This is a genomic window from Mesorhizobium sp. ESP-6-4 (assembly GCF_020164735.1).
Classification (GTDB): domain Bacteria; phylum Pseudomonadota; class Alphaproteobacteria; order Rhizobiales; family Rhizobiaceae; genus Mesorhizobium.
In genome coordinates this window covers 32,403-48,771 of record NZ_JAIUGS010000001.1, presented here as the reverse complement: position 1 = coordinate 48,771, position 16,369 = coordinate 32,403, and the positions used below count along the sequence as shown (strand labels likewise).

Annotated in this window: 14 protein-coding genes; 8 read left to right on the top strand and 6 right to left on the bottom strand. The window is 64.6% G+C overall.

Annotation, left to right across the window (positions count from 1 at the left end; translation table 11 throughout):
- Position 1: 1 nt before the first annotated feature.
- Both LB523_RS00230 and LB523_RS00225 read right to left on the bottom strand, forming a co-directional pair.
- A complete protein-coding gene (locus LB523_RS00230) occupies positions 2-1,276 on the bottom strand; it encodes an NAD(P)/FAD-dependent oxidoreductase (protein WP_224600495.1) in 1,275 nt (424 codons plus the stop codon).
- Between the two features lie 16 nt (positions 1,277-1,292).
- The gene (locus LB523_RS00225; RefSeq protein ID WP_224600494.1) at positions 1,293-1,961 is read right to left on the bottom strand and encodes a haloacid dehalogenase type II; all 669 of its coding nucleotides are present in this window, start codon (positions 1,959-1,961) and stop codon (positions 1,293-1,295) included.
- Between the two features lie 320 nt (positions 1,962-2,281).
- Between LB523_RS00225 and LB523_RS00220 the strand changes: the two genes are divergently transcribed.
- The 7 genes from LB523_RS00220 to LB523_RS00190 all read left to right on the top strand — a co-directional run bounded on the left by LB523_RS00220 (position 2,282) and on the right by LB523_RS00190 (position 10,680).
- Entirely contained in the window at positions 2,282-3,121 is an 840-nt protein-coding gene (locus LB523_RS00220; RefSeq protein WP_224600493.1) for a GNAT family N-acetyltransferase, read from the top strand.
- 14 nt (positions 3,122-3,135) lie between these two features.
- Complete coding sequence (locus LB523_RS00215) at positions 3,136-4,509, top strand: aspartate aminotransferase family protein (RefSeq protein WP_224600492.1); 1,374 nt, start codon at positions 3,136-3,138, stop codon at positions 4,507-4,509.
- Between the two features lie 267 nt (positions 4,510-4,776).
- Complete coding sequence (locus LB523_RS00210; protein ID WP_411966431.1) at positions 4,777-5,469, top strand: HAD-IA family hydrolase; 693 nt, start codon at positions 4,777-4,779, stop codon at positions 5,467-5,469.
- A 64-nt stretch (positions 5,470-5,533) separates the two neighbouring features.
- Entirely contained in the window at positions 5,534-7,144 is a 1,611-nt protein-coding gene (locus LB523_RS00205) for an ABC transporter substrate-binding protein (RefSeq protein ID WP_224600491.1), read from the top strand.
- 85 nt (positions 7,145-7,229) lie between these two features.
- Complete coding sequence (locus LB523_RS00200) at positions 7,230-8,180, top strand: ABC transporter permease (RefSeq protein WP_224543068.1); 951 nt, start codon at positions 7,230-7,232, stop codon at positions 8,178-8,180.
- Positions 8,177-9,028, top strand: a complete 852-nt coding sequence (locus tag LB523_RS00195) for an ABC transporter permease (RefSeq protein WP_224600490.1) — start codon at positions 8,177-8,179, stop codon at positions 9,026-9,028. The genes LB523_RS00200 and LB523_RS00195 overlap by 4 nt, the downstream gene beginning before the upstream one ends.
- The gene (locus LB523_RS00190) at positions 9,025-10,680 is read left to right on the top strand and encodes an ABC transporter ATP-binding protein (protein WP_224600489.1); all 1,656 of its coding nucleotides are present in this window, start codon (positions 9,025-9,027) and stop codon (positions 10,678-10,680) included. The genes LB523_RS00195 and LB523_RS00190 overlap by 4 nt, the downstream gene beginning before the upstream one ends.
- A 15-nt stretch (positions 10,681-10,695) precedes the next feature.
- Here the strand turns inward: LB523_RS00190 and LB523_RS00185 are convergent, their stop codons facing one another.
- The gene (locus LB523_RS00185; RefSeq protein WP_127220635.1) at positions 10,696-11,172 is read right to left on the bottom strand and encodes an Lrp/AsnC family transcriptional regulator; all 477 of its coding nucleotides are present in this window, start codon (positions 11,170-11,172) and stop codon (positions 10,696-10,698) included.
- 223 nt (positions 11,173-11,395) lie between these two features.
- Between LB523_RS00185 and LB523_RS00180 the strand changes: the two genes are divergently transcribed.
- Positions 11,396-12,721, top strand: coding sequence for an NAD(P)/FAD-dependent oxidoreductase (locus tag LB523_RS00180; RefSeq protein ID WP_224600488.1), 1,326 nt, complete (start codon positions 11,396-11,398; stop codon positions 12,719-12,721).
- A 2-nt stretch (positions 12,722-12,723) separates the two neighbouring features.
- Here the strand turns inward: LB523_RS00180 and LB523_RS00175 are convergent, their stop codons facing one another.
- Genes LB523_RS00175 through LB523_RS00165 form a run of 3 tightly spaced genes read right to left on the bottom strand, consistent with a single transcriptional unit; the run spans position 12,724 to position 16,369 of the window.
- Positions 12,724-14,091, bottom strand: coding sequence for an NAD(P)/FAD-dependent oxidoreductase (locus LB523_RS00175; protein ID WP_224600487.1), 1,368 nt, complete (start codon positions 14,089-14,091; stop codon positions 12,724-12,726).
- Positions 14,088-14,387 carry a (2Fe-2S)-binding protein gene (locus tag LB523_RS00170; protein ID WP_224600486.1) on the bottom strand — a complete coding sequence of 100 codons (300 nt, stop codon included), beginning with the start codon at positions 14,385-14,387 and terminating at the stop codon, positions 14,088-14,090. Before LB523_RS00170 ends, LB523_RS00175 begins: the two co-directional genes overlap by 4 nt.
- Positions 14,384-16,369 (bottom strand): hydantoinase B/oxoprolinase family protein, encoded by a 1,986-nt coding sequence (locus LB523_RS00165; RefSeq protein WP_224600485.1) that lies wholly within the window; start codon positions 16,367-16,369, stop codon positions 14,384-14,386. Before LB523_RS00165 ends, LB523_RS00170 begins: the two co-directional genes overlap by 4 nt.

Genomic DNA, 16,369 nt, shown 5'->3' with positions numbered 1-16,369 from the left:
ATCACTGGATCCGGTCGAGCGCCTTGTAGTAGAGACCGACCATGGGCAGGAACCAAGGCTTGCCAGAATAGCCGGGAATGGCAGGCCACTCGACCCCCTTCACCGGATTGCGGTCCTCGCGGCCGAGCATGGCATCGGCCATGATCATGCCGAGATGGGTGGAGAGCTGCGCGCCGTGGCCGGAATAGCCCATCGCGTACCAGACCCCGTCATGGTAGCCGGCCCGCGGGAACCGGTCCTTGGTCATGTCGACCAGCCCGCCCCAGCAATAGTCGATCTCGACGTTCGCGAGCTGCGGGAAGATCGCCGCGAGGCTTGCCCGCAATATCTGTCCGCTCCTGGCATCGGAGCGCTGGTCCGATGTTGCCGAGAAGCGGGCGCGGCCGCCAAAGATCAGGCGCTTGTCCGGCGAAAGTCGGAAGTAGTTGCCGATGTTCATCGAGGTCACGCATGTCCGGTTGCCCGGCATGGTCACGGCGATCTCGGCGTCGAGCAGCGGCCGCGTGGCGATGATGAAGCTGCCGACGGAGATAAGCCTGCGGCGGAAATAGCCGAAATTCGATGTCGTGTAGGCGCCCGTGGCCAGCAGCACATTGTCGGCGCTGATGCGGCCGCGGGAGGTGGTCAGCTGATGCCGCGTGCCGGACTGCCTGTGATCCGTCACCGCCGCATTCTCGTGGATAACGGCGCCATGGCGAACCGCGGCTGTCGCCAGCCCAGCCACATAGCGGCCCATATGCATCATGGCGCTTTTTTTCGACAGCATTGCGCCATGGAAGGGCGAGCCGATCTCGGATTTGAGGTCGACTGCTGAAAGCAGCGCCGTATCCGGATCCACTTCGGCATGGACGGCTTCGAAGTTGCGGGCGATCGCTTCGAAATGCTGCGGCTTGGAGGCGAGCTTGAGCTTGCCGGCGCGGCGGAAGTTGCAATCGATGCCTTCCTCGGCGACCAGCGCCTCGATGGTGTCGACGGACTCGTCTAGCGCCCGGTAGAGGGCTATCGCGCGTTCCTTGCCAAGCTCCGCCTTGGCCGAAAGATAGCTGTGGGCGAGACCGTTGTTCAGGTGACCGCCATTGCGCCCCGACGCGCCCCAGCCCGCGCGCTCCGCCTCCAGCACAATCACCTTCGCCCCGGCCTTCGCCAGCTGGCGCGCGGCGGCGAGACCGGTGAAGCCGCCGCCGACGATCGCCGCATCATAGTGCCCCTCGACCGGGCCTTGCGCCCCGCCGGAAAAGACCGGGGCGGTGTCGTGCCAGTAGGAGACGAACTTCATCGGTAACCCGCCTGTTTCAGAGCCCGACCACACCCGGCAGCCCGGAAATATCGGATATCTCCACGTAGCCGTAATAGGGATTGGCCGGCTCGTGGCCGCGGTTGACCCAAACCTTGTTCTTGATGCCGAGATCATGGGCCGACATCAGGTCGTAGCGGAACGAAGACGAACAGTGAAGGATGTCTTCCGGACCGCAGCCAAGCCTGTCGAGCATGTATTCGAAGGCCTTGAAGCGAGGCTTGTAAGCCTGTGCCTGCTCGGCCGTGTAGACGGCATGGAACGGTGCGCCGAGCTTTTCGACGTTGGACATGATCTGCGCGTTCATGGCGTTGGAGAGGATGACCAGCGGAATTTCCTTGGCGACCTTGGCAAGGCCGGCCGGAACGTCGGCATGTGGCCCCCAGGTCGGCACGCGCTCATAGACCATTTTGGCGTCATCGGGGCTGAAGCCGACGCCATTGCGTTTGCAGGCGCGTTCCAGCGCATTGTGGATGACCTCGGCATAGGGCTTCCAGTCGCCCAGGATCTCATCCAGCCGGTACGCCGCGAAGTTCTTGATGAACTCCTGCATGCGCGGCTCGTCAAGCCGGCTGCCATAAAGATCGCGTGCCGCCTCCGCCATCTGGAAAAAAGTCAACGTGCCGTAGCAGTCGAAGGTGATGTATTGGGGCCTGAAGGAAGCCATGTCCGTCGATCTCCGGTGGAAACGCACCCCGCTTTGGGATTTCGTCATCATATGCGGGCGGGCGGCCGGTCACTTGACCGAAATCGGCCCCGCGAAAGCAGAAAGTTGCGTATCCGCCCGCTGGTTTGGCACGCTGTAGCATCTTGCGGTCGGTCGAGAGGGTCGTCCGCGGCTTCCCGAGTTTCCGCCCGCGGCCCGCGCCAGCACAAGATGCGGCGCACCCCCTGCGCAAAGGCGAATGATACTGCCGAAGTCGAAACCTTCAGACGATCTGCAGCCCGCCGATGGCCGAGACTTGGGGCCAGATGGAAAGGTGCCTCATGCAGCAAGGCGAGATCGAACTCCAGGACTTTGGGCCAGATCATATCGAGGGTGCAGTCGCGCTTTCTCGCCAGGAGAACTGGCCGCATCGCCCGCAAGACTGGCAGATGGCGCTGCAGCTCTCCAGCGGTGCGGTCGCGCTCGACGACCAGGGCCGGGTCACCGGGACCATCCTGGTGACGCCCTACGGCGGCGATTGCGCCATGATCAACATGGTTATCGTCGACAGGAACGCACGGGGCAAAGGGCTCGGGCGCCGGCTCATGGAACAGGCCTTTGCCCTTGCAGGCGACCGTCCACTGCGACTTGTCGCGACAACCGACGGGATGCCGCTCTATCGGAAGCTCGGCTTCGCGCCCTCGGGCACGATCCTGCAGCATCAGGGCAACGTCGCCAAGCTTGGCGCACCCGATGAAGTGGAAGCAGCAAGCGCCAGTGACCAGCCTGAGATCAAGGCGATGGACCGTGACGCCTACGGAGCTGATCGCCAAGCTTTGATCGACGCGCTCGCCGAGCGCGGCCAATTCGCCGTCATCCGCCGCGATGGCGCTATCAAGGCCTATGCCGCAATCCGCCCATTCGGACGCGGCGAGGTGATTGGCCCCGTCATTGCGGACAGCGCCGCGGACGCCAAAGTGCTGATTAGCTTCTTCGCCGCGTCGCGCCCCGGCGCCTTCCTGCGCGTGGATACCGACAGCCGCACCGGCCTTGCGGGCTGGCTGACCGAAATCGGCCTCGCCCATGTCGGCGGCGGAGTCGCCATGGACCGTCCTGCCAGGGCGGATGCGGCAACGGTCAGGCCGAAAGTTTACGCCCTCGCCAACCAGGCGCTCGGATAGTCCGGAGGACAACAATGCTCGCCAATTCCCTGATCGAACTCGACCGCGCCCACCTCATCCACCCGGTCTCCTCCTATCGCGGCCACGAGGCGCTCGGCGTGCGGGTGCTGAAATCGGCGAAGGGCGCTACCGTGACCGACGCGTCCGGCAAGCAACTCGTCGATGGCTTCGCCGGGCTGTGGTGCGTGAATGCAGGCTATGGTCATGACAGCATCGTCGAGGCGGCGGCCCGGCAGATGCGCGAGTTGCCCTACGCCACCGCCTATTTCGATCTCGGCTCGGAGCCCGCCATCCGGCTCGCCTCGGAGTTGGCGGACCGCGCGCCCGGCGATCTCAACCACGTCTATTTCACGCTCGGGGGATCGGACGCGGTCGACAGCACAATCCGGTTCGTCCGCTATTACTGGAATGCCAGAGGCGAGGCTCAACGCGACCAGTTCATTTCCATTGAGCAGGGTTATCACGGATCGTCGGTGGTCGGCGCAGGCCTGACCGCCCTGCCCGCCTTTCATGCCGGTTTCGGCATTCCGTTCGAATGGCAGCACAAGATCCCCTCGCCCTATCCCTATCGCAATCCGGTAGGCGAGGATGGTAGCGCGATCATCGCCGCATCGCTTGCGGCGCTGCAGGCCAAGATCGAGGAGATCGGGCCGGAGCGGGTCGCCGCCTTCTATGCCGAGCCGATTCAGGGCTCGGGCGGCGTCATCGTCCCGCCGAAGGGTTGGATCAAGGCCATGCGCGAACTCTGCCGTGAATACGGCATCCTGTTCATCGCCGACGAGGTGATCACTGGTTTCGGCCGCACCGGCCCCCTGTTTGCCTGCACGGAGGAGGATATCGTTCCCGACTTCATGACGACCGCAAAGGGCCTGACCTCGGGCTATGTCCCGATGGGCGCCGTGTTCATGGCTGATCACGTCTACAACGTTATCGCCGATGGCGCGGGCGCTTCTGCGGTCGGCCATGGCTACACCTATTCCGCCCATCCGGTCAGCGCCGCCGTCGCGCTCGAGGTGTTGAAGCTCTATGAGGAAGGCCTTCTGGAGAACGGCGTCAAGGCCGGCGCCCGCCTGATGGCGGGGCTATCAGGGTTGAGCGACCATCCATTGGTCGGCGACGTGCGCGGTCGCGGCATGCTTGCCGCGATCGAGCTGGTGGTCGACAAAAAGAAGAAAACGGCGCTTCCAACCTCGGCCATGCCGGCGCGGCGCGTCTTCGACAGGGCCTGGGACAATGGCCTGATCATCCGCGCCTTCGCGCACGGTGTTCTCGGCTATGCCCCTCCGCTCTGCTGCACGGACAGCGACATCGATGCCATTATCGAGCGCACGCGGCGAACGCTGGACCAGACGCTGGATGATGTCGATGTCCGCCGAGCCCTTGCATGAAGGCGACGCATTTTTCGCATCTCGAAATATCGCTGGGGTGGACGATTTCGCAATTTTGTGCCGCTACCTCGCGCCTTTTCGGCGAATCCAGCGCGGGGGAAGTGCCAGACTGCTTTTTAAGACAAGGCCAGAAAGCCCGAATTTCTGGGCTTTCGAACAAGGCCGACGCCCCGGACAGCACGGAATATTGTTCTGTTCAGCATGAGTAATTCGGCCGCGCGCAGAGGAGAGCCAGTCTTGGCCAGGGGCTTTAACGAGTTCAAGTACATGACCTTCGACGTGGTCGGTACGCTGATCGACTTCGAAGGCGGCATCACGACCTGCCTGGCCGAGATCGCCGCGGAGGCCGGTGCTTCCGTCGACGGCGAAGAAGCGCTCGCCCTTTACCGGCAAGCCCGCTACATGCCCGATGCGAACCTTTTCCCCGACGATCTCGCGCGTGTCTACATGGTCGTCGCGCCGCGGCTCGGCCTGCCGGCCGAGGAGAAATACGGCGCCCGCCTCCGGGATTCGGCGAGCGGCTGGCAAGGCTTTTCCGACAGCAGGGCGGCGCTGGCCGAGCTTGCGAAGTCCCATAAGCTGATTGCCATGACCAATGCCCGGCGCTGGGCTCTCGACCATTTCGAGAAGCAGCTTGGATCGCCCTTCTTCGCTACCTTCACCGCCGACGATACCGGCACCGAGAAACCGGACCCTGCCTTCTTCCAGAAGGTCCTCGACTTCGTGGCGTCCCGCGGCGACAGCAAGGACGACATCCTGCACGTTGCACAAAGCCAGTATCACGACATCGGCATATCCCGGGCGCTCGGCATGACCAACTGTTGGATCGAGCGCCGCCACGCCCAGAAGGGCTATGGCGGCACGATAGAGCCCAAGCACTTCACCGTGCCCGACTACCACTTCACCTCAATGGCCGACTTTGCGGCGGCCGTGCGGGAAAGCCTGAAGGAACGAACCTGAGCTCAAGACCCGGAAAGCCGCAGCAAGACGCGCATCCCGGCCAAACAACAGAAAGGGGAATGACATGAGCGACAAGATCACCAACTGGACCGGAGCAGACGATGCGATGGTCGAAAACGCCATCCGGCGAGGCGCGAGCCGCCGCGAACTCCTCAAAATGCTGCTGGCAGGCGGCGCCGCCTTTGCCGCGGGAAGCGCTGTGCTCGGCCGAGCCACCAATGCCGTCGCCGCCACGCCAGTCTCAGGCGGCCACCTCAAGGCTGCCGGCTGGTCGTCCTCGACGGCCGATACGCTCGATCCGGCCAAGGCGTCGCTCTCCACCGACTATGTCCGCTGCTGCTCGCTCTATAACCGCCTGACCTTCCTCGACAAGGATGGCAAGACGCAGATGGAGCTGGCCGAAAGCATCGACAGCAAGGACGCCAAGACCTGGACGGTGAAGCTGCGCAAGGGCGTCACGTTCCATGACGGCAAGGACCTCACCGCCGACGACGTCGTCTTCTCGCTGAAGCGTCACCTCGACAAGGCAGTCGGCTCCAAGGTCGCCAAGATCGCCGCGCAGATGACGGGCTTCAAGTCTGTCGACAAGTCGACCGTCGAAATCACGCTCGCCGACCCGAACGCCGACCTCCCGACCATCCTGGCGCTCCATCACTTCATGATCGTAAGGGACGGCACCACCGACTTTTCCAAAGGCAACGGCACGGGCGCTTTCGTGCTGGAGACCTTCGAGCCGGGCGTGCGCTCGGTGGTCACCAAGAACAAGAACTACTGGAAGTCGGGCAAGCCTTATCTCGATTCCTTCGAGTTCATCGCCATCAGCGACGACAGCGCGCGCGTCAACGCGCTTCTGTCGGGCGATGTCGGCTTCGCCGCCTCGATCAATCCGCGCGCGATGAAGCTCATCAGCGGCCAGCAGGGTTTCGAATTGTCGAAGACGACCTCGGGCAACTACACCGACCTCAACATTCGGCTCGATATGGACCCCGGCAGCAAGGCCGACTTCGTGGCCGGCATGAAATATCTCGTCAACCGCGAGCAGATCGTCAAATCGGCATTGCGCGGCCTTGGAGAGATCGGCAACGACCAGCCGGTCTCGCCGGCCAACATCTTCCACAATGCCGACCTCAAGCCGAAGGCTTTCGATCCGGACAAGGCGAAGTTCCACTTCCAGAAGGCAGGCGTGCTCGGCCAGTCCATCCCGGTGATTGCCTCCGACGCTGCCACCTCCTCGATCGACATGGCCGTGATCATCCAGGCGGCCGGGGCGGATATCGGCATGAAGCTCGATGTCCAGCGCGTCCCCTCCGACGGGTACTGGGACAATTACTGGCTCAAGGCGCCGGTCCATTTCGGCAATATCAATCCGCGCCCGACCCCGGACATCCTGTTTTCGCTGCTATACGCATCGAATGCGCCCTGGAACGAAAGCCAGTACAAGTCGGAGAAGTTCGACAAGATGCTTGTCGAGGCGCGCGGCTCCCTCGACCAGGCCAAGCGCAAGGAGATCTACGACCAGATGCAGACCATGGTGTCCGAGGAGGCGGGAACCATCATCCCGGCCTATATCTCGAACGTCGATGCCCTCTCCAGCAAGGTGAAGGGTTTGGAAGCGAACCCGCTTGGTGGCATGATGGGCTACGCAATGGCCGAGTATCTCTCGCTCGAAGCCTGAGAGGCGCCTGCCGGGGGCCGGTCAGCCGGCCTCCGGCACCGCGTCGAGCAATATTTCGGCCGAACGCAACCGCAGGAGCGCTTCCATGACGTCTGGGGTTTTGAACCTCGTGGTGAAGCGGCTGGGGATCGCGGTCGTCACCCTTCTGATCGTGCTGTTCGCCGTGTTTTTCGCCACCAGCATGCTGCCTGGCGACACCGCGTCCATGCTGCTCGGCCAGGCGGCGACACCGGAAGCGGTCGCCGGCCTGCGCGAGGCCATGCACCTCAACGATCCGGCGATCCTGCGCTTCCTGCGCTGGCTTCTCGGCCTGCTGCATGGCGACCTCGGCACGTCCTATGCCAACAACATGCCGGTGGCAGTGCTGATCGGCGGCCGTCTGGTCAACACCATGAAGCTCGCCGCCATCACAACGCTCTTGTCCGTGCCGCTGGCGCTGACGCTCGGCATCACCGCCGCGATGCTGCGCGGCTCGCTCTATGACCGCGCCGTTACCGTGCTTTCGATCGGCGTGATCTCGGTGCCGGAGTTCATGGTCGCGACGCTGGCGGTCCTGCTCTTCGCGGTCTATCTCAAATGGCTGCCGGCGTTGTCTTCCGTCAACGAGGCGCATTCGCTGACCGACTTGGTGCGCATCTATGCGATGCCGGTGATCACGCTCACCTTCGTCATCTCCGCCCAGATGGTACGCATGACGCGGGCCGCGGTGATCGAAACGCTCTCCACGCCCTACGCCGAGATGGCGCTTCTCAAGGGCGCTTCGCGCGGCCGCATGGTGCTGAGGCACGCGCTTCCCAATGCGCTCGGCCCGATCGTCAACGCGGTTGCGTTGTCGCTGTCCTATCTGGTTGGCGGCGTCATCATCGTTGAGACAATCTTCAACTATCCCGGCATCGCCAAGCTGATGGTCGATGCCGTCGCGACGCGCGACCTGCCGCTGATCCAGAGCTGCGCGATGATCTTCTGCCTCGGCTATCTGCTGCTCATCACGGCCGCGGACATCGTGGCCATCATGTCCAACCCGAGGCTGAGATGACGATGGCACGCGCTGCAGCCCCCCGACGATCTCTGCTCGGCCACAGCTACAGTCTTGTCGGCGTCGTGGCTTCGCTGGTTATCCTGGCGTGGACGCTGATCGCCATCTTCGCGCCCTACATCATCCCGCATCCGATCGGCGACATCGTCGATGACGACTATTTCGGCCCGATGCGCCAAGGCCTATGGCTGGGCTCGGACTATCTCGGCCGCGACATGCTCTCGCGGGTGCTGATGGGCGCGCGCTACACCGTGGGCATATCGCTTGCCGCCGTCTTCATCGCCTGCTTTTCAGGTGTCGTGCTCGGCATGGTCGCGGCCGTCACCGGCGGGTGGTTCGACACCTGCCTCAGCCGCTTCCTTGACGCCATGAACTCCATCCCCAGCAAGCTGTTCGGGCTCGTCGTCGTTGCCGCGGTCGGCTCGTCCATCCCGGTGCTGATCCTGACGCTCGCGGTGATCTATATCCCTGGCGCCTACCGTTTTGCCCGCGCGCTTGCCGTCAACATCAACACCATGGACTTCATGACCGTCGCCCGCGTGCGCGGCGAAAGCACCGCCTACCTCATCGGCTCGGAGGTCCTTCCCAACATTATCCGCCCGGTGCTCGCCGATTTCGGCCTGCGCTTCGTCTTCATTGTGCTCCTGCTTTCCGGCCTGTCCTTTCTCGGGCTCGGGCTGCAACCGCCTCTGGCCGACTGGGGCGCGCTGGTGCGCGAGAATATCGGCGGCCTGCCGTTCGCGGCGCCGGCAGTCATCGTACCTTCGCTGGCGATCGCCAGCCTCACCATCAGCGTCAACCTGCTGATCGACAACCTGCCGCAAAAGATCAGGGACAGGGACGCATGACCAATCTCGTCGAGATGAGGAACCTGAGGATCGAGGCGAAGACCGATTCCGGACGGATCGTCGAAATCATCAAGGGCGTCAGCCTCGACATCGCCGACGGCGAGATCGTCGCGCTGATCGGCGAGAGCGGCTCCGGCAAGACGACGGTGGCGCTCTCGCTCATGGGGCACACACGCCCCGGCTGCCGGATAACCGGCGGCGAGATCAATGTGAACGGCAAGAACATGGCCGCACTTTCCGAAAAGCAGCGAGCCAAGCTGCGGGGCACCGACATTGCCTATGTTCCACAAAGTGCCGCCGCCTCGTTCAATCCCTCGGCGACCATCATGGAGCAGGTGATCGAGGTCACGCGCATCCACAGGCTGATGCCCCCCGAGAAGGCGCGAAAGCGCGCTGTTGAGCTGTTCAGGGCCTTGTCGTTGCCGGACCCGGAAGGGATCGGCGCCCGTTATCCGCACCAGGTTTCCGGCGGCCAGTTGCAGCGGCTATCGGCGGCCATGGCGCTTATCGGCGATCCCAAGCTGGTCATCTTCGACGAGCCGACGACGGCCCTCGATGTGACGACGCAGATAGACGTGCTGAAGGCGTTCAAGTCGGTGATGCGGGCTGGCGGGATAGCAGGTGTGTATGTTTCACACGACCTCGCCGTCGTCGCCCAGATCGCCGATCACATCGTAGTGCTCAAGGGCGGCGAAGTGCAGGAGGCCGGCAGCACCACCGAAATCCTTTCTGCGGCCCGCCACCCCTACACGCGCGAATTGCTCGCGGCCTTCGAGCCGAAGCGGCGGCAAGCGCACGCGGACGCAGACGCCGGCGCGAAGCCGTTGCTGCGCATCGACAATGTGACGGCCGGCTATGGCGCGGTGCGAGACGATGGGCTGCCACTTATCCGGGCTGTCAATGCCGTCAGCCTGGTCGTCGAGAAAGGCCGCAACCTCGGCGTCATCGGCGAATCCGGTTGCGGAAAATCGACGCTCGCGCGCGTCATCGCCGGCATCCATCCGGCAGCGGCCGGCGATATCATCTTCGACGGCAAGCAACTGGAGCGCGCCGCAAGCAAACGCAGCCAGGACCAACTGCGCGAGATGCAGATCGTGTTCCAGTATGCCGATACCGCGCTCAATCCGGCCAAGCCGGTCGAGGACATCATCGCCCGGCCCCTGGCCTTCTATCACGGGCTCGACAGGCACGCGCGCTCGAAGCGCGTCGATGAACTGCTCGACATGGTGCGCCTGCCCAAGGCACTGCGCTATCGTCGTCCGTCGGAGCTCTCGGGCGGCCAGAAGCAGCGGGTGAACTTTGCACGCGCGCTGGCAGCCGATCCCAAGCTCATCATCTGCGATGAAATCACCTCGGCGCTCGACACGGTGGTGGCAGCCGCGGTGATCGAACTGCTCAAGGAGCTGCAGCGCGAGCTTGGCCTTTCCTATATCTTCATCAGCCACGACCTCTCCGTCGTCGAGGCCATCTGCGACGAGATCATGGTGATGTACAATGGCCAGCGGGTGGAGCAGATCACGCCCGACAAGGTCAAGGCGGCCACCCACCCCTATTCCAAGCTTCTGTTCTCCTCCGTGCCTAAGCTCGATCCGACCTGGCTCGACGGCCTCGTCCGCGACCCCGAGCTCGTCAGCCAGTACGGTCACCGCTGAGGAGTCAACGGAGTCTCACATCGGGAACAGGCTAGGCAGCGGCATGTGCGCCTTGACGATGGGAGACTTCAACACGACGAAGCTGAAATATTTGTCGATGCCGATATCCATATCGGTCAGCCGCTCCATGATCGTCTGGTACTCGCCGATGCCGGCGGTGACGAATTTCATCAGATAGTCGTAGCCGCCCGAGACGAGGTGGCATTCGATGACCTGATCAATCTTTTCGACGACGGCGAGAAAGCGGGCGAAGTCGACCTGGCGGTGGTTCTTCAAGGTGATCTCGGTGAACACGGTGAGCGTCTGTCCGAGCTTGCCGATATTGACCTGCGCCGAATAGCCCTCGATGTAGCCTTCCGACTGCAGCTTCTTGACCCGCATGAGGCACGGGCTCGGCGACAAATGCACCAGCTCGGCCAGTTCGACATTGGTGATGCGGCCATTCTTCTGCAATTCGTGCAGAATCTTGATGTCGATCCGATCCAGTTTCACAGCCGTCTCCGTAGAAAGCGCGCCATAGCACAAAATGCTGCAACGCTGGTTACCATTGACACTACCACGGCTCGCTAGCCTGTCCATCAGGGCGGATACCGCTTTGAAACGCAGCGGCTCCCGATTTCAACAGGGTTGCCGGAATAAAATTCTGCCTCTGCCTCAACTGCAGCAGCGCCTGCCTGCGCAATACGCTAGACTGGCGCGTCAAGGTGGAGAGACGATGCGCGCGCCGCTGCAGCAAATCGAGACGTCCGGCGAACTGCCGCAGTCCGCGGATGCGGTGGTGATCGGCGGCGGCATCGTCGGCGTCTTCGCGGCCTACTACCTGGCGAGGCGCGGCATGAAGGTCGCGGTCGTCGAAAAGGGACGCATGGGCGCCGAGCAGTCCAGCAGGAACTGGGGATGGTGTCGCCAGCAGAATCGCGACGCCCGCGAGCTGCCGATGGCAACCCGCAGCCTTGATCTGTGGGAGCGCTTCGCCGCGGAAGCCGGCGAGAACACCGGCTTTCGCCGCTGCGGCCTGCTCTATCTCAGCAATGACGAGGCGGAACTGGCCGGCTGGGCGCACTGGCGCGACTTCGCCAGAACGGCCGGCGTCATCACGCATATGCTTGACAGCAGCGAAGCCAGCGAGCGTGGCGGCGCCACCGGCCGGAGCTGGAAGGGCGGCGTCTTCTCCCCGAACGACGGCACCGCCGATCCGTCGCAAGCCGCGCCCGCGGTCGCCCGCGCCATCCTCAAGCTTGGCGGCAGCGTGCATCAGAATTGCGCCGCGCGCGGCATCGAGACCGAAGGTGGGCGCCTGAGCGGCGTGGTCACGGAAAGTGGAACAATCCGCACGAAGATGGCGGTGATGGCTGGCGGCGCCTGGGCGTCGTCCTTTTGCCATCAGTTCGGCTTCCGCTTTCCGCAGGCGTCGGTCCGCTCCTCCATCCTGTCCGTCTCGCCCGGCGCCGAAGGCCTGCCGGATGCGCTGCACACGGCGAAGATCTCGGTGACGCGCCGCGGCGACGGCGGCTACACGCTCGCGATCAGCGGGCGCGGACGCGTCGACGTGACGCCGCAGCAACTGCGCTTCTCTTCGCAATTCGTGCCCATGTTCCTGAAGCGCTGGCGAAGCCTCGCGCCCGGCGGCCTGCAAGGCGCGCTTTCGGGCCATGAAACGCTGAAACGCTGGCGGCTCGACCGGCCGACGCCGATGGAGCGGGTGCGGATCCTCGACCCGGTCCCGGATCAGGCGACGATCCGCCTCACCCACGCCCGGGCGCTCGATCTTCTGCCCGACCTCGGAAAGACCAGGATAAGTGCTGCCTGGGCAGGCTACATCGACAGCACGCCGGACGGCGTGCCGGCCATCGGCGAGATCCATTCCGTTCCGGGCCTTTTCCTGGCCGCGGGATTTTCCGGACACGGCTTCGGCATCGGACCTGGCGCCGGGCACCTGGTCGCCGATCTGGTGACCGGGGCGGAACCGATCGTCGATCCGGCATCCTACGATCCGCGGCGCTTCGACGCTCCGTCCTGGGGCAAGGTCGCCGACTTCTAGCATCAGTCCTCTCGAAGGAAGGCGCCGACAGGCGCCGGCCGGACTGGCGCCTGCCCGCGAAACCGGCCGACATCCCTTGACGCGCATCCGGCCTTCGCCGCCACGAGTTCGACGGCAGCCAACTGGCAATAGCGGCCCTGGCAACGTCCCATGCCAGCGCGCGACAGCGACTTCACCCTGTTGGCCTCGCCGCCGCCGAAATCCGCGCCCTCGCGCACTGCTCCGGCCGTCACGTTCTCGCAGCGGCAGATGACTGTTTCGTCGGGCAGTGTTCGGACCATCTCGGCCGGCCAGGGAAAGGCACGAGCCAGACCGCGGGCAAAGCGCTCGAGCCGCGCCAGTTTGCGCAAATCGGCTTGGATGGGAGGCGCTACATGCCCGAGATCCATGAGACATGCCACGGCCGAGAGACGCCCCGCGATCTCCGCTCCATCCGCGCCGAGGAGACGAGCGCCGTCGCCCGCAAGGTAGACTCCATTGCCGGCCCGACCCATCGCGTCGGTCTTCGGCAGCCATTGCCGCCACTTCTCATCATAGTCGAAGACGCATCCAACCAGGTCTGCCAGATGCGTCTCTGCCCGCAGGTGCCAGCCCATGCCGATCATGTCGCATGGGGTGAGGCGCTCCCGGCCGCCGGCGTCGCGCCAGCGCATCGCCGTGACGCCCGACGCGTCGGCCTCGATGCGCTCCAGCGTCACGCCCGCACGATAGCGGCCGCCGAGCCTCGCCCGCAGGACCAGGCCGCGCAGCGCAACGACCGGACGGGCCGCAAGTCCCCAGAGCCCCGACATCTGCTGGCGCCAAGGGGAGGTGTCCAGCACCGCCGCCACATCCGCTCCAGCCTTGAGAATCTGCGCGCCGACCAGCGTCAGCAAAGGCCCCGATCCGATCAGCACGATCCGCCGTCCGAGCGCCACGCCCTGCGCCTTGAGCGCGATTTGCGCCGCGCCGAGGCTGTAGACGCCGGCGATCTGCCAGCCAGGAACCGGAGCGACACGGTCGGACGCGCCGGTGGTGAGGATCAGTCGGTCATAGCCGATCACCTTTACGTCGCCCTCCCCCAGCACGTGCAGCCGACCCTCATGCACGGCGATGACCGAGCTGTCAGCACAATGGGTAAGCCGCCCTTCCTCGGCCAGCCGGTCGAAGAGAGCATGCAGCGCGCGCGCCTTCGCCGCCTCCGACCCGTAGAGCTGTTTCAGCGTGCGGACGAACCCATCCGGTGGGCGCCGATAGATCTGCCCGCCCGCGCGATGCCCTTCATCGATCACCACCGGGTGAAGCCCTGCCTCGACCAGCGTCGCCGCGGCCCTTATGCCGGCCGGACCGGCGCCGACGATGACGATCCTCGACGATGAGGCCTCGCTCACGGCCAGCTCTCCGGCGGGGTCGTGCGCAACCGCATGCCCTCAATAACCGGCGTGGAACATGTGCGCAGGCGCGGTCCCTCTTCCTGCCACACCCAGCAATCCTGGCAGGCGCCCATCAGGCAGAAGCCGGCGCGCGGCTCGGGCCCGAACTCGGAGTTTCGTAACGCGAGTCCGGACGCCAGCATGGCGGTCAGCACGGTGTCGCCGGCAAGCGCACTGCATGTCTCACCGTCGATAACAAAACGCACCTCTGGGCGGTCGCGCTCGGCCAGCCGAACGATGCGGCCGGTATTCATTCCGCGGCCTCTCGCACCGGCCTCGGGCGTGGCAATTCAGGGAAGCGTTCGCAGACCGCATCGAAGGCGGCCTGGACGCCATGCGCCCCAGAGCGGTCTTTCATGCGCCGAAAAATCTCCGTCTTGGCGAAGAACCGCCAGTGGATCGGCAGGGCGTCCAATATGGCATGAAATTGGTCGTAGGCGGCCGGAGTCCACTGCGCTTCGTAGCCTTCGCGCTCCGGCCCGAAATGGAAATAGCTGGCGGCCGGCTTATGCCGCGCTCGCAGTTGCGCGGTCGCCTGCTCGTCGACCTCGCCGCCGCGGAAGACGACGCCATAGTCACACTCGGCTGCCGCCGGTGAGACATACCCGCGCCGCACGTCCTGTGCAACCCGCCACGGCTCGCGTTCATACGGATCGCCGCGCCCGCCGCCACCGGCGGAGCGGATCTCGAGCACATCGCCGGGCTGCAGCACCGCCGTATCGATGTTACCCAGCCGCCGCTCGTGCTCTGTCCCCGGATTGACGACCATGTCCGACAGGCCTGCCGCCTTGCCGCCCAGCACGCCCCACGGACGGAAGAAGCTGCGGTCGCGGTTGCGCGCCGTGATCCTGGAGTCTGGAGCGAAAACGCGAAAAGCCATTTCGGTCGCCAGCCCGCCCCGCCAACGCCCGGCGCCGCCGCTGTCCCTGGCGAGGCCGTATTTGACGAACTCGACCGGGGTCTCGGTCTCGGTGATCTCGATCGGCGTGTTCTTGAGATAGGCGGCATCGGCGCCCGATCCGTTGGTGCCATCGCGATGCGGCATCGCGCCGCCGCCGCCCACCACTGGGTTTACCGCCGCGATGACGGTCCGGCTGGTGCGCTCGTCCGTGGTCATGACGTTGACGATGCAGTTGTTGCCCGCCGGTGCCGCGGGCAGCCGCTCCGGTACGGCCTGCGAAAAGGCGCCGAAGATCACCGAGCGCAATCGGGCGCAGGTGAGCGAGCGCATGCCAACGGCGGCTGGGTGGACCGGGTTCAGCACCGAACCTTCAGGCGTGATGCAGGTGAAGGGCCGGGTAAGGCCCGTGTTGAGCAGGATCTTCGGGTTGAGCGTGTAGAGCACGTAGTAGACGCCCACGAGCAGCATGGTGTGGCGCGGGTCGCCGCCCGAAGGCACGTTGAGCGAAGAGCCGAGCTGCGGATCGGAACCGTTGAAGTCGAGCACCGCCTCGTCGCCCCTGATGGTCAGCGTCAGCTTAAGCCGGCAGGGATTGGCCTCGACTGAATCCTCGTCGGCGTAGTCGGCGAATTCCCATGTGCCGTCGGGCATGGAGCGCAACACATCGCGCGCCTGCGCCTCCGCATGGTCGAGGAGCGCGGCGACGCCTCCGATGAAGCCGGCCTTCCCGAACTTTCGCACCATCGCCTGGATTTTGCGCTCGCCGGTGTTGAGCGCGCCGACCAGCGCCTTGATGTCGCCGATGTTGAGGTCGGGCTTGCGCACATTGGTGCTCATGATCCTGAGGATCGCGCCGTCGAAAACGCCTTCCCGCACCAGCTTCATCGGCGGAAAGCGGATGCCTTCCTGATGGATCTCGGTAAGCGCGCGGCTGAGCGAAGCCGGCACCGCACCTCCCATGTCAGTGTTGTGGATATGCCCTCCGGTCCAGGCGACGATCTCGCCGTCGACGAACACCGGCTTCCACAGATGCGTGTCGGGCGCATGCGTGGCGACGTGACCGGAATAGGGATCGTTGGTGAAGGCAACATCTCCGGGCCGGTAGTCGTCCACCATCGCGATCGCGCGGTGATAGGAAAGGCCCGGATACCAAGTGGCGCCGAGTTCCATCGGGACGGCGAAGGTCGCGCCCGAGCGGTCCATCAGCATCACGGTAAAATCCTGCGTCTCCTTGACGAAGGCCGAATGCGCCGTCCGATGCAGCGTATGGGCCATGTTCTCGGCCGCCGCGCGGGCATGGTTAGCCAGAACCTGAAGATTAGTGCGGTCGAACAT

Excerpts from the sequence above, each read along its gene's own strand:
- LB523_RS00230 (WP_224600495.1), bottom strand. The coding sequence starts at position 1,276 with ATGAAGTTCGTCTCCTACTGGCACGACACCGCCCCGGTCTTTTCCGGC.
- LB523_RS00225 (WP_224600494.1), bottom strand. The coding sequence starts at position 1,961 with ATGGCTTCCTTCAGGCCCCAATACATCACCTTCGACTGCTACGGCACG.
- LB523_RS00220 (WP_224600493.1), top strand. The coding sequence starts at position 2,282 with ATGCAGCAAGGCGAGATCGAACTCCAGGACTTTGGGCCAGATCATATC.
- LB523_RS00215 (WP_224600492.1), top strand. The coding sequence starts at position 3,136 with ATGCTCGCCAATTCCCTGATCGAACTCGACCGCGCCCACCTCATCCAC.
- LB523_RS00210 (WP_411966431.1), top strand. The coding sequence starts at position 4,777 with ATGACCTTCGACGTGGTCGGTACGCTGATCGACTTCGAAGGCGGCATC.
- LB523_RS00205 (WP_224600491.1), top strand. The coding sequence starts at position 5,534 with ATGAGCGACAAGATCACCAACTGGACCGGAGCAGACGATGCGATGGTC.
- LB523_RS00200 (WP_224543068.1), top strand. The coding sequence starts at position 7,230 with ATGACGTCTGGGGTTTTGAACCTCGTGGTGAAGCGGCTGGGGATCGCG.
- LB523_RS00195 (WP_224600490.1), top strand. The coding sequence starts at position 8,177 with ATGACGATGGCACGCGCTGCAGCCCCCCGACGATCTCTGCTCGGCCAC.
- LB523_RS00190 (WP_224600489.1), top strand. The coding sequence starts at position 9,025 with ATGACCAATCTCGTCGAGATGAGGAACCTGAGGATCGAGGCGAAGACC.
- LB523_RS00180 (WP_224600488.1), top strand. The coding sequence starts at position 11,396 with ATGCGCGCGCCGCTGCAGCAAATCGAGACGTCCGGCGAACTGCCGCAG.
- LB523_RS00170 (WP_224600486.1), bottom strand. The coding sequence starts at position 14,387 with ATGAATACCGGCCGCATCGTTCGGCTGGCCGAGCGCGACCGCCCAGAG.
- LB523_RS00165 (WP_224600485.1), bottom strand. The coding sequence starts at position 16,369 with ATGTTCGACCGCACTAATCTTCAGGTTCTGGCTAACCATGCCCGCGCG.